Annotated in this window: 10 protein-coding genes; 4 read left to right on the top strand and 6 right to left on the bottom strand. The window is 67.4% G+C overall.

What is annotated here, in order from left to right:
• Positions 1 to 226: 226 nt before the first annotated feature.
• Together BSF38_RS14730 and msrA are read right to left on the bottom strand one after the other, a co-directional pair.
• Positions 227 to 1234, bottom strand: coding sequence for a Gfo/Idh/MocA family protein (locus BSF38_RS14730; protein ID WP_076346793.1), 1008 nt, complete (start codon positions 1232 to 1234; stop codon positions 227 to 229).
• Positions 1235 to 1374: 140 nt separating this feature from the next.
• Positions 1375 to 2094: a peptide-methionine (S)-S-oxide reductase MsrA gene (gene msrA, locus BSF38_RS14735; protein WP_076346795.1), complete on the bottom strand. Its 720-nt coding sequence runs from the start codon at positions 2092 to 2094 to the stop codon at positions 1375 to 1377.
• Between the two features lie 461 nt (positions 2095 to 2555).
• On the opposite strand from msrA, the gene BSF38_RS14740 reads away from it, so the two are divergent.
• From BSF38_RS14740 to BSF38_RS30745, 3 genes are all read left to right on the top strand, one after another.
• A complete protein-coding gene (locus BSF38_RS14740; protein WP_076346797.1) occupies positions 2556 to 3578 on the top strand; it encodes a KpsF/GutQ family sugar-phosphate isomerase in 1023 nt (340 codons plus the stop codon).
• A 5-nt stretch (positions 3579 to 3583) separates the two neighbouring features.
• Complete coding sequence (locus BSF38_RS14745) at positions 3584 to 4150, top strand: KdsC family phosphatase (protein WP_076346799.1); 567 nt, start codon at positions 3584 to 3586, stop codon at positions 4148 to 4150.
• A gap of 111 nt (positions 4151 to 4261) precedes the next feature.
• Positions 4262 to 8200: a hypothetical protein gene (locus BSF38_RS30745; protein WP_145952134.1), complete on the top strand. Its 3939-nt coding sequence runs from the start codon at positions 4262 to 4264 to the stop codon at positions 8198 to 8200.
• 49 nt (positions 8201 to 8249) lie between these two features.
• Here BSF38_RS30745 and BSF38_RS14755 read toward each other — a convergent pair whose 3' ends face one another.
• Positions 8250 to 9380 (bottom strand): tagatose 1,6-diphosphate aldolase, encoded by a 1131-nt coding sequence (locus BSF38_RS14755; RefSeq protein ID WP_076346803.1) that lies wholly within the window; start codon positions 9378 to 9380, stop codon positions 8250 to 8252.
• A gap of 430 nt (positions 9381 to 9810) precedes the next feature.
• Between BSF38_RS14755 and BSF38_RS14760 the strand changes: the two genes are divergently transcribed.
• On the top strand, positions 9811 to 10875 hold the full coding sequence (locus BSF38_RS14760) for a class I fructose-bisphosphate aldolase (protein WP_076346805.1): 1065 nt from the start codon (positions 9811 to 9813) through the stop codon (positions 10873 to 10875).
• A 273-nt stretch (positions 10876 to 11148) separates the two neighbouring features.
• Here the strand turns inward: BSF38_RS14760 and BSF38_RS14765 are convergent, their stop codons facing one another.
• From BSF38_RS14765 to BSF38_RS14775, 3 genes are read right to left on the bottom strand one after another with little or no spacing between them, the layout of a single operon-like run.
• Complete coding sequence (locus tag BSF38_RS14765) at positions 11149 to 11697, bottom strand: hypothetical protein (RefSeq protein ID WP_076346807.1); 549 nt, start codon at positions 11695 to 11697, stop codon at positions 11149 to 11151.
• Positions 11698 to 11704: 7 nt separating this feature from the next.
• Positions 11705 to 12223, bottom strand: coding sequence for a hypothetical protein (locus tag BSF38_RS14770; RefSeq protein ID WP_076346809.1), 519 nt, complete (start codon positions 12221 to 12223; stop codon positions 11705 to 11707).
• A gap of 23 nt (positions 12224 to 12246) precedes the next feature.
• Positions 12247 to 12825 carry an RNA polymerase sigma factor gene (locus tag BSF38_RS14775; RefSeq protein WP_076346811.1) on the bottom strand — a complete coding sequence of 193 codons (579 nt, stop codon included), beginning with the start codon at positions 12823 to 12825 and terminating at the stop codon, positions 12247 to 12249.
• Positions 12826 to 12859 lie beyond the last annotated feature (34 nt).

Genomic DNA, 12859 nt, shown 5'->3' on the forward strand with positions numbered 1-12859 from the left:
TCTTTCGCGGTTTTCTCTTTGGAAACCATCATGACGTCGTCGGGACGCATCGCGTCGGCCGGGTGCGAATTCGAGCCCGAAGCGCCAGCGAGTGAATTTTCAGTCGGCCGTTCGAATCAATTCACTCGCTGGCGCTTCGGGCTCGTAATGGCGCGCGCCAGCTCGCCGACGCCGAGGTTTCTGGTGCACTCTCAGCGCAAGCGAGGTGAGGACGTCCTGTGTTTGGTCAGAGCGAGACCCGGCGGCCTTCGCGGGCGGACTGCTTCTCGGCGAGGACGAGGCGGATGGTCTCGCGCGAATCGCGGGCGGTGACGACCGGCTCGACGGGCTCGCCGTTGACGGCGCGGACGAAGTGGGCGATCTCGCGGGTGTAGCCGTCGCCGGGGGGGATCTCGGGGGTGAACGCCGGGCCGTCGGACGGGCAGACGCGGAAGCTCGGCGTCCGGGTGACGTCGAAGATGATCGCCGCCCGTTCGAGCACGATGTTGAAGCTCATCTCGAAACCGAAGCTCGGCGTCATCCGCCAGGTGCTCTCGGCCACCACGGCCGGGCCGGCGGGGTAGTGGTACTGGGTCGAGATGTACGACAGCGGCACGTCGGCCGTGCTTGACACCGATTCCGGCATGCCGAACAGGTAGTGCACGTAATCGCTGTCATGAATGTGGAGGTCGAGCGGCTGGCCGCCGCTGCGGTCCTCGTCGGCGAACCAGTTGTCGGGGCTCCAGTTGGGCTGGCTCGAAAACCGTCGGAACGTCGCCGCGATCGGCTTGCCGTACGCGCCCGACTGGATCAGGTCGCGCGCGACGACGTACTCGGGCCAGAACCGGATGCAGTGGCCGATCTGAAGGATCTTGCCCGACTCGTCGGCCGCGGCGACCATCCGGTCGCACTCGGCCGTGTTCAGGGCCATCGGCTTCTCGCAGAGGACGTGCACGCCCGCCTTGAGCGCATGGACGGTGGTGTCCGGGTGCAAGAACGTCGGCAGGGTGATCGAGAGGGCGTCGACCGTTCCCGACGCCAGCAGCTCGTTCAGGTCGCTGTACACCGCGATGCCGGTCAGGTCGATGTGGTCCGCCGCGCCCCCGACGTTCCCCTTGGGCGCCTGCGTGGCCGCTTCGAGCGCCTTGTGGTTCGCCTCGCAAATCGCCGTGATGGTCGCGTCCGGAGACGCCTTCCAGCAGCGATAATGCATCCGACCCATGAACCCCAGACCGACGATCCCAACCCGAACCATGAGGACGCCCTCTCTTCTTCAACGAGCGGCAAGACCCCCGAGTCGTCCCCGAGGTCCCTCGCCGCGCCTCTCGCGCCGTCTCCGCCACTACGATACCACCGCCGCGGGCGCGATCCAAGAGAGCGCGGCAGAGCGGGGCGTCACTTCAGCATCGACTTGAGCTTGCGGAGCTTGGGCGTGATGTAGGTTTCGACGTAGTCGTAGCCGCGATGATTGCGGGCGTAGTCCTGGTGATATTCCTCGGCGGGGTAGAAGGCCTCGAACGGGACGACCTGGGTCGCGATCGACGAGCGATTCTTTCGCTTGGCGTTCAAGTCGTGGATCGCCTTCTTGGCGGCGTCTTTCTGGGCTTCGCTGTGATAGAGGATGATCGATCGGTACTGCGGGCCGAAGTCAGGCCCCTGGGAGTCGACGGTGGTCGGGTCGTGGGCGTGCCAGAACAGCTCCAGCAGCTTGTCGAACGAGACGACGTTGGCGTCGTACTCGATCTGGATCACCTCGGCGTGACCGGTCAGGCCGGTGCTGACCATCTCATACGTCGGGTTGGCGACGTTTCCCCCCGAGTACCCTGAGACGACCGACTTGACCCCCGGCAACCGCTCGAACACCGCCTCGGTGCACCAGAAGCAGCCGCCCCCGAACGTCGCCGTCTCGATCTTCGGCTTGGCCGGCTTGGCCTTGTCCTGCTCGTCGGTCTTGTCTTTGTCCGTGTCCTTCGCCTTGGCCTCGCTCTTCGCCTTGGTGTCGGCTTTCGGAGCCGGGGCCTCGTCGGACGGCTTCGCGTCTTGGGCAAAGGCCAAGGTCGAGCCCAGCACGACGAGCAGAACGTGGAAGTGGAACGCCCGACGCAGTGTGCTCATCGCGAAAGCTCCTTAGAAGTTCGGCTGGCGTTGCCACGGACCTGCGACCAACCTTCCTTCCTCCATTGTCGCCAAGCGCCGGCGGTTTTCCACCCCCTTGCACCCCTGGACCCAATCGGTCGTCGGCAATTGAGACGGCGATCTTGAGTAAAAAGCTCCGCGGCCGCTTGTAAATTCTGGAAAACACCCAAGCTCTCACGAACCTCGCATTCGAGAATCACAACGCAATCCACTCATATTCACCATTCTCGCAAAGCTTCTCCCCCGGCTCAAATCCCACAGTCTTTCCAGTTCCTCCGCACGAACGGCCGATAAAGGTGAGGGGGAGAGTAGGGCGGCGCGAGGGGCGGTCTCACTCTACGTTGACGTTCTCGCGGGGATGAGCTATGGTTCCGGCGCTCGTTGATCCAGCTCGAGTCGACGACCGGGGTTGGTCCGCAGTCAGGGCAGGGAGGCCCACGATGGCGATGATCACGGATGCGTCTCCGGCCTCGGAGACCGAAGCCGAGGGACTGGCCTTCGCCCGCGAGGTGCTGCGGATCGAAGCCGAAGCGCTGACGCGGGTTCGGGAGCGGCTGAACGGGACGGTGGCGCGGGCGGCCGAGTTGATTCACGGCTGCGAGGGAAGCGTGATCGTCACCGGCATGGGCAAGGCGGGGCTGGTGGGCCAGAAGATGGCCGCGACGCTCGCCTCCACGGGCACCCGCGCGTTCCCGCTGCACCCGGCCGAGGCCGTCCACGGCGACCTGGGCCGGATCAGGGCCGACGACGTGGTAGTCGCCCTCTCGCAGAGCGGCGAGACCGAGGAGGTCTTGCGGCTGTTGCCGACCCTGCGACGGATCGGCGTCAACCTGGTGGCCGTGACCGAGCGGGGAGTCAGCTCGCTGGGAAGGGCCGCCGATCTGTGCATCGAGCTGGGGCCGATCGAGGAAGCTTGCCCGCTCGGCCTGGCGCCCTCGGCCAGCACGACGGTGATGATGGCGGTGGGCGACGCCCTGGCCCTGTTGGTTTCACGGATGCGGGCGTTCTCGCCCGAGGATTTCGCGCTCTATCACCCTGCGGGCAACCTCGGACGCAAGCTGATGCGGGTCGAAGACGTGATGCGGACCGGCCGGCACATCCGCCGGGCGCGGGTCGATGAGACCGTCCGCGAGGTCTTCGTCCGCCTCGCCGGTCCGCGACGGCGGTCGGGGGCGGTGCTCGTCGAAGACGCCGAAAGCCGGCTCCTGGGGATCTTCACCGACAGCGATCTCGTCCGCCTGTTCGAGAAGCGTCGCGAAGGGGATCTCGACCGGCCGATCGGCGCGGTGATGACGGCCGGCCCGTATCGCGTGGCGGTGGGCTCGCTGCTCGGCGACGCAGTCGAGCTGATGAAGGCCCATAAGATCAGCGAGCTGCCGGTGGTCGACTATTCCGACCGGCTGGCGGGCCTGATCGACGTCACCGACCTGATCGGCTTCACCGCCGCGGACTTCGAGGAATGAGCCGAATGTCGATCCCGGACCAGGAACCGGCCCCGATCTCAGCGGAACTCGCCGCGCGATGCGCGACGATCGAGCTGCTGGCGGTCGACGTCGACGGCGTTCTCACCGACGGCTGCATCGTCGTCGACGATCACGGCGTCGAATCGAAACATTTTTACGTCCGCGACGGGCTCGGGTTCGCGCTCTGGCGCCGCGCCGGCAAGCGGTCGGCGATCGTCTCGGGACGATCGGCCGAGGTCGTGAACCGCCGGGCCGCCGAGCTGAAGATCGATCACGTCGCCCAGGGAATCAACGACAAGGCGTCGGCCTTGCGCGCGCTGCTGGTGGAATTCGGGCTCAACGCCTCGCAGGTCTGCTACGTCGGAGACGACCTGATCGATCTGCCGGCGCTGGGGGTCGTCGGTCTGGCCGCGTGCCCGGCCGACGCCGTCGCCGAGGTCCGCCGCGCGTCGCACCTCACAACCCGCTCAATCGGAGGAAGAGGCGTCGTCCGCGAGGTCGTCGAGGTGGTCATGAAGGCGCAAGGGCTCTGGCACGCCGCTTGCGAGGGGTATCGCGTCCCAGCGGTGTAAGCGGGCTCGGGCTGAGCCGCCGTCCCAATGCGGAAGTTCATCCGTGCGCGATCGAGGTCGTCGCTCGATCGCCGGAACAGGAACTCGCCGACGTTACGGAATGGTTATTTCGTGTTCAAGACACTCTTCAAGCTCGTGACCGTGTTCGGCCTCTTGGTGGGGTTCTACCAGGGCTACGTCCGCGCGTTCGCGTTCGTGATCAACCGCCTCACCGCGGACCGGCACGTCGAACAGACCCCCTTCGAATACCACGAGCCACTCTCCAAGCTCCAGTCGTACGAACTCGCCCGCCTCAACCTCGGCAAGGACCACTGGGCGACCAAGCGCGACGTCCCCACCCACTTCAACGCCGGGCGCGGGATCTACCTGTTCGCCGGCAGCATCGCCCCGCCCGAGGGGGAGGAAGGCGCCCGGACCGACGGCAAACAGTTGGTCCTCAAGCCGGTCGCCATCATCCTCAAGACGCAAGGCGGCAGCAGCACCAAGGTCATCACCAGCGACGAGGCCCGGCTCGACTTCAACAAGCGGCTCGGCTTCGACGCCAAGCCCGGCGCCGAACCCCTGATCATCAAGCACGCCCGGCTCGAGGGCAACGTGGTCATCCGCGACGACCGCGGCACGCCCAACGACTCCGCGGACGACATGGTCGTCTCGATGCCGTGGATCGAGTACGACGCCGACAAGCTTCAGGTCCAGACCGATTCCGGCATCCTGCTCGTCGACCGCGACATGAGAGTGACCGCCGTCGGCCTCGACATCTTGCTCCGGCCCAAGAGCGACCCCACCCGGCCGAGCGGCCGAGCGGCCACCGGTTTCGAGGGCGCCAAGAGCGCCGTCTTGCGCAAGAACGTCAACATCGTCTTTGGCGACGTCGGCAGCACGGGCGTGCTGCCGGGCGCGGCGAAGACCAAGAAGTCGGCCGACGGCAAGGTCGCCGCCGAGGTGAACGTCGACGCTCGGCTTGCTCAGAACAAGAAGCCGGCCGCCGACGAGGCCGTGCCGCTCAACATCCAGTGCGACGGGCCGATGCAGATCGACCTGCCCAACCCGCCGTTGCCGGAGAAGGTCGGGCCGCCGCCGCCCCCCGCGCCGACGCTCGTCCGGTTCAACCGCAACGTCGTCGTCAAGCGCGGCAAGCTCACCGAGCTGCCCGACCAGCTCAACTGCGACACCCTCGACCTCACGCTGCTGCCGGGCGAGAAGCCCGCCGCGAAGCCCGAGGACGCCCAGCTCGCCAAGGCCCCGAAGCCCGAGAAGCCGGCCGCGCCGCAGGGTGCCGCCGTCGCCGGAGCCGGAGCGAACGGCGACGCCGAGGAGAAAAGCCTCTTCGGCGGCCTGGCGCTCCGGCGAGCCAAGGCCAGCGGCCACGCGGTCTGGCTCCAGATGCCGTCGCAGAACAACAAGATCCTCTGCATCGAGCTGATCCACAGCAAAGACCCGCTCACCGGCAAGAACACGACCCACTTGCTCGGCGGCAGCCGGCAGCTCATGTTCGTCAAGGAGGACGTCGCCCTGGACGGCCCCGACAAGGGCAAGGTTCAGTCGGTCACCCACGCCTGGTGCGCCGACGCGACCCTGATGGACGACGGCGACATGGACCGGGGCACCCTGGTGGCCAACGGCCCCGGCCGGGTGGAAATCCGCCCCACCCCCAAGCCGGGTGACGGTCCGCCGCGCGAGACTCCCCCCGCCCAGACGGCCGTCTGGCAGGATCAGCTCTGGCTCCAGAACGAGGTCGGCCCCGACGGCACGGTCGTCGGCAAGATCGTCGTCCTCAAGGGCATGCCGCGCGTCCAGGACCGGCTCCAGGGAGCCTCGCTCGACGCGGCCCAGAGCATCGTCGTCTGGCTCGACTCCAAGCCCTCGACGGCCCCCAAGACCGCCACGACCCTCGACTCGCGCGAGGTCGTCCCCGCCGCCTACACGGTCGCTGACGCCGCATCGAAGTCGCCCGCGCCCGGCGGGGGCATGAACATCCGCCGGCTGCTGGCCGTCAAGGACGTCCACATGGTCGCCCCGTCGCAAGACCTCCGCGCCCGCGATCGGCTCGACGTCGACTTCGAACAGGCCAAGATCACGGCCACGCCCCCGACCCCGGCCCCGGCCTCGAATCCAGCGCCCGCTCCGGCCGCCGCGCCGGGCTCCGAAGTCCCGGCCCCAGCGCCGGCTCAGTCGGCGGCCCCCGCGCCGAAGCCGCTGGAGCCGCTGATGACCGCCCTGGCCGACCGCGTGCAGGCCAAGGTGATCGTCGGCGCCAAGCCCCCCGCGACGTCGGGCAAGGCCGCGTCCGCGTCGCCGATCCCCGGCGGATCGAACTCGAGCTACGAGATCCGCGACGTCGAGATGCGCGGCGGGGTCGTGCTCCATCAAGACCCCGCGCCGGACAAGAAGAAGGGGACCGACGCCTCCGGCGAGGTGCTGGTCCTCCGCAACGAAGCCTCGGGCAAGGCGGTCTTCGACCTGTATCATCACGACCCGTATTCGCCCAAGACCCAGAACGTCAAACCCGAGACCATGCCCCCAGCCCGCGTGATCACTGAAGAGATGACCATCGAAGCCAACCTGATCGGCGTCAACCAGTCGACCAACAAGGCCTGGGCCTACGGGGCCGGCAAGCTCACCCAGCTTACCGACCGCGGCCTCATGACCGACCGATCGCCCGACGCCCCGAATCAGGCCGACGCCCAAGCCGGCGACTCCAAGACGCTCGTCGTCGAGAAGACGAAGAAGCGGGCCGGCAAGGTGAAGGCCGAGAAGACGAAGATCACCATCACCTGGGCCGACAAGATGACCTTCGAGGGGGTCGCGGTCGATCCCTTGAACCGGCCCGCCGCCAAGGCCGTCTTCTACAAGAACGCCCGGGCCGAGATGGAAGATTCGGTGCTCTACGGCGGCGAATCGATCACCACCTACACTGACCAGCCGATCCCGCTGGCGGAGTTCGGCAAGCTGACCCAGAAGCCGAAGCCCGCGCCGACCGCCGCGAACGACGAGGATCTGCCGGCCGTCGAGGACGAGAAGCCCAAGCCCGACCTCGCGCTCCTCGAATGCAAGGGCAACGCCGTGGCGATCACCCGCAAGGTCGATCCCGACCGGCCGGTGCTCCTCAGCCTCCAGAAGCTCGCCGCCAACTCGCTGACTTACGACCGTCGCAGCGGCGGCTTCGTCGCGCCGGGGCCGGGCATGGTCTACCTCTACGACCGCAACAACAACGACCCGACCAAGTCGTCCAAGCCCTCGGCGGCCGTCAACGAAACCGCGACCTCGCGCCGGACCATTCAGCAGACATCCTTCCAGTCGGACGGCGACGACAAGATCGCCGTCCGCAACGGCGGCCCCGCGGCCGCCGCGGCTGGGCGCGCCGCCGATCCGAAGTCGCTGCTGCCGCCGCTGGTCCTGACGCAGATCAAGTTCAACAAGGAGATGCGCGGACGGTTCGGGACCGGCAAGCAGGACGACGTGACCGAGCAGCGGTGGGCCGAGTTCTTCGGCGGCGTCGAGACGGCCCGTTGCGAAGTCCCGAGCGTGCTGAAAGACGGCCTCAACTACGACCACCTGCCGGCGAACGCCTATTTCTTGACGTCGGAGACCCTCCGCGTCATCACCGAGCCGCCGCCGGCCGGGTCCGAGCGGAACGCCCCGAGCCGCAACTTCCTGAAGGCGTGGGACAACGCCACCGTCGTCGCCAAGGACACCACGCTCCAGGCCGACGTCATCACCTACGACTCGCTCAACGATCTGATCTACGCCAACGCCCTGGAGGGCCGCACCGTCCAGGCCGTCCAGCAAACCGGACTCGGCCAGCCGGGCTCGCCGCTCACCGCCAAGGCCGTGAGGATGAACCCCAAGACCGGCGCGGTCGACGTGGCCGACCCCGCGAACATCCAGTTGATCGACCACCACACCGGCGAACGTCCCAAGACGGTCAACATGTCCGATCCCGAACCCGGCACCAAAGCCGGCAAGCTCGCCAAACCCAAGGAACCCCGCAAGCCACCCAAGCGTCCCACCGTTAACCAGATCGAGAAAAAGGGCTTCACCGGACGCTGACCCACGAGCCGAGGCGGCCTCGATGGCCGCCTCGCTCAGTCGACCCCGATCAGTACACCTCGCCCGGCGCGGCGGGGCCGTGGGACGAGGGGAGGGCGGGGGAGCCGCCGGCGAGTCGGGGGTAGCGGTAGTGCCAGCCTTCGACAGCGCGGACGGTGTTCAGGTCGTCGCGGGTCAGGCCGTAGCGGCCGAACCAGGGGGTGCCGAGCGACCGCACCAGGGCGTCGACCTCGGCGATCCGCTGGCGGCCGGTCGTGACGGCGAACTCGGTCCGCGACGGGCCGTCGGGCTGAAGGAAGTACTCCTTCCAGAACGCCCGGCCGCCGAGAATCCCCGCGGCGCCGGCGCGCAGGGCCATCTCGACCTGCACGAGATAGGCCGCGTAGTCGACGCCCGCCGACAGCAGCACCCAGGGCCGCTCGCTGACGGCGTCGAGGGCCTGGAGGTTGTTTTCAAGCTGGTCGTCGCTCTCACGGTCGAGCGTGCCGGGGAACTCGGCCTTGTAGACGTCGCAGAACCGGCTGAGCTGGCGGGCCGTCTCGATCACGGTCTCGGCCTTGCGCTCGAGGAACGAGGCGTCGGTCTTGGCCTCGCCGCCGAACGGGAACGCCACGGCTTCCAGCAGCAAGAGCACGTCGTGCCGCTTGCACTCCTCGTACACCTGCTCGACCAGCGCGAGATTCGCCTCGGCCGAGTGCGGCTCGGTCGGTTCGAACTGGGCGAGCAGCTTGACGGCGTCGGCCCCCATCAGCTTGATCTTCTCGACGCCCCAGCCGGGCTCGACCGCCGCCAATGGAGCGCCCAGCTTGCTCTTGTTGTAGGCTGACTTTTCGAGCCGGACGAGCAGCCCCTTGTGCGGCGGGATCGCCTCCGAGGCCACCGCCGACCACGCGCCGTAGTACGGGTCGATCAGGACGCCCGAGACGACCGGGGCGAGCGACCGCATCAGGTCGAGCTTGATCTCGACGACTTCCTCGTAGGTCGGCTGCCGATCTTCGCCGGCCGTCTTGAGGGCCTTGGCCGCCATGTCGACCACCGAGTTGTTCTGGTCGAGGGCCAGGATCGTGAGCGTGCCGTCGGGGTTGCTGATCCGCTGCAAGCCCCGCAGCTTGCCCGGCGTCAGCCCCTTGCTCAACAACGTCGTGGCGCTCAGCTTCCGCGATTGATCCCCGAACGACATGGCCGACCTTCTTCTCTGTCTGGACGCGTTCTCATTCCCACTGCACAACGCCGCGAGCGTATTCTAGACCGTTGCGCCAGCCTGGCACCAGCCCACCGGGACGCACAGGCCGGATCGGCCGGATCGATAAACCAAACCGCTCATTGCGTCGGGGGGCGTCCGACTCTATGATGGGTGGCCTGGCCCGAATGTTTCCGGTGATCCCGATTCGGGACGGCCGGATTCCGGCCAGCGTGCTCGAAACACGAGGGATTGCGAGCACACCCTTACTTTCGCACCCGGGCCCGCTCGACTGGGGCCGGAGTCCGGGGCGCGACGGCTTCCGCCCGTCGCATTCGCATCTCATTTCCATCGTACGCGGACCGGCCGTCGGCGTCCGCCCCCAGAGAGGGACCGCCACAGGCCGCCGCGGATCGGAGAGTCTCCTGACATGGCGTCCGCTATTGGCGATCTGCTTGGATCCGATGCCGACAGTCTCCTGAATCACGTCTGCAAGGCGATCCCCAAGGAAACCCTGCACCTCCCCGGCCCCGACTTCGTTGATCGCATCTTCATCCCCAGCGATCGCAACATCCGGGTGCTCAACAACCTCCAATGGCTGTTCCAGTCGGGTCGGCTCGCCGGCTCCGGCTACCTGTCGATCCTCCCGGTCGACCAGGGCATCGAACACTCCGCCGGCGCCAGCTTCGCCAAGAACCCCGCCTATTTCGATCCCGAGAACATCGTCAAGCTCGCGATCGACGGGGGCTGCAACGCCGTCGCCAGCACCTTCGGCGTGCTCGGCATGGTCGCCCGCAAGTACGCCCACAAGATCCCGTTCATGGTCAAGGTCAACCACAACGAGCTGTTGACCTACCCGAACCAGGCCAACCAGATCTTGTTCGGCAAGGTGAAGGAAGCCTATGACATGGGCGCCGCCGCCATCGGCGCGACCATCTACTTCGGCTCCGAGAACAGCGGCCGGCAGATCGTCGAGGTCGCCGAGACGTTCTACCACGCCCACGAACTCGGCATGGCCACCGTGCTGTGGTGCTACCTGCGGAACAACGCCTTCAAGTCCGACAAGGACTACCACGTCGCCGCCGACCTCACCGGCCAGGCCAACCACCTCGGCGTGACCATCGAGGCCGACATCATCAAGCAGAAGCTCCCCGAGAACAACGGCGGCTTCAAAGCCCTGAACATGGGCGGCTCCAGCTACGGCAAGCTCGACGAGCGGATGTACACCGAGCTGTGCACCGACCACCCGATCGACCTCTGCCGCTACCAGATCGCCAACTGCTACATGGGCCGCGCGGGGCTCATCAACTCGGGCGGCGCCAGCGGCAAGAACGACTTCGCCGACGCCGTCAAAACGGCCGTCGTCAACAAGCGGGCCGGCGGCATGGGCCTGATCTCCGGTCGCAAGGCCTTCCAGCGCCCCATGGCCGAAGGCGCCAAGCTGCTCCACGCCATCCAAGACGTCTACCTCGACAAGTCGATCACCATCGCCTGACGCCCGCCCGGCGATCGATTCCCGGAAAAACTCCAGGCCCCGCCCGCGAACGTCGATATCAGGTATGTCGGTTGGAAGACCGATGCGGTCAGGGAAGACCGAGCACCAGGCCCCGAAATCCTCGGTCGCGTCCAGGGACGGACACGCGACCTTTGGGCCAAGGGCCAGGGAAGGCCCCTGCTTCAGATATAGATACTTCGCGGTATCGCAAGCACCCTGCCGGTTTCACGACCCGGCAGGGTGTTTTGCGTTGCGCCGGATCAGCTCGCAACCTCAGCGAGCCCCCACGCCGATCAGCACGTGCATGCCGTCGCGCAAAGCCCGCTCGTAGAAGAAGAGCTGGTTCTCGGGGGCGTCGACCAGGGTTGAGAATCGCGGCTTATCGCCGTCGATCAGCTCGCAGCGGAGCCGGACGCGGCCGAAATCGTCGGCCGAGGGGGGCTCCAGCGTGGTCTTGGCGAGCCAGCCGCGACCCAGGTCGCACTTCAGGAACTCGCCCGGGTCGAGCCGGCCGGTCTGCACTTCGAGCAGCTCGAAACCATGATCGGGCAGCACCTTGCGAAGCTGCGCCTTGACGCTCGACAGCCGGGGGTCGATCGCCGACTCGCCCGGCACCGCCCGGATCGCGAAAACCGTCACCTGCCGCGCCGCACCGAGGGGGGGCGCGGGGGAGGGGGGCTCGACCGGGGCGGAAACGGGGGCCGAGGACGCTCTCTGGGCCCGCAGCCGTTGCGCCACGATCAGACCCGAGACCGAGACTCCGAGGACGACCAGGGCGATCTGGACCCAGAGCGTGTAGTCTCGCCGCGAGGGCGTGGGCACGAGGGGCTTACTCCGACATCGCGAGCGGGTTGGTCATCGATTCCAGGAGGTTGTAAACCAGGTACCAGGCGTCCACGCCGCCGGTGCCGAGCTGGGCCGAAAGGTCGATCGCCTGAACCGTGTCGGCGTTCGACCGGATCAGCACAAACTGACCCTCTTCGATCCGCACCTCTCCAGTCGCAACCTGTGGCTGGCTGGGCGCGGCCGGCTCGCGATCGGCCCCGTACCACGACAGGCCGACCGCCAGCAGAATCGCGGCGGCCTGGGCGAGCACGACCGCCGCGGCGGCGGCGCCCACGGCGAGCGGGCGTCGCGCGAGGATGGGCGACGGCGGATGGACGAACAGGCCCTCACGCCCGGTCGCGGCCACGACCTGGGCCGTCGACGCCGGGAGCCGATCGAGGTCGTCGGCGACCGACGCCCAGACCCGATCCCACGCCTGAGCCGAGGGTTCGACCGGACGGGTCGCTTCCCACAGGGCGTCGAGCCGGTCGGCAGGGTCGCGGATTTCAACATCGCCACGCATCGTTCCCATCCTCTCCAAACGCCTCAGTCGAGCCCCTTGAGCCGGTTCCAGTCGAGCGCCGCTTGCAACTTCTCGCGGGCCGCGTTGATCCGGCTCATGACCGTCCCGATGGGGACTTCCTGGGTCTCGGCGATCTCCTTGTAACTCATCCCTAGCTCGGCGAACAGGACGAAGGTCGTACGAATCTTGGGGGAGAGCCGCCCGAGCGCCTCGTCGAGCGCCCGTCGCAGGTCTTGCTGTTGCAGCCGCCGTCCCGGGTCGTCGTCGATCACCGGCCCCGAGGCTCGCTCGTCCAGGGGGACGGTGTGCTTGCGTTTCCGTCTTCGGCCCCAGTCGAGGGCCGTGTTGGAGACGATCCGCAAGAGCCAGAACCGGAACCCGCCCCGGCCGTCGAAATCGGCCAGCCGCGAGAACGCTTTCAACAACGAATCCTGAACCACGTCGAGGGCGTCTTGCTCGTCGCCCAGGAGTCGGTAGGCCACCCGGTACGCGTCGCCCCGATGCCGCTGAAACAGCTCCTCGCGCGCCGCCGAATCTCGCTGTCGGGCGCGCTGAACCAGGACTTCATCGGTAATCGGCGCGATCGTCGGGGCCTCGAGCATACGATCTCCTACCCATTCCAGACGCCGAACCGCC

This window comes from Paludisphaera borealis, assembly GCF_001956985.1.
GTDB classification, from domain to species: domain Bacteria; phylum Planctomycetota; class Planctomycetia; order Isosphaerales; family Isosphaeraceae; genus Paludisphaera; species Paludisphaera borealis.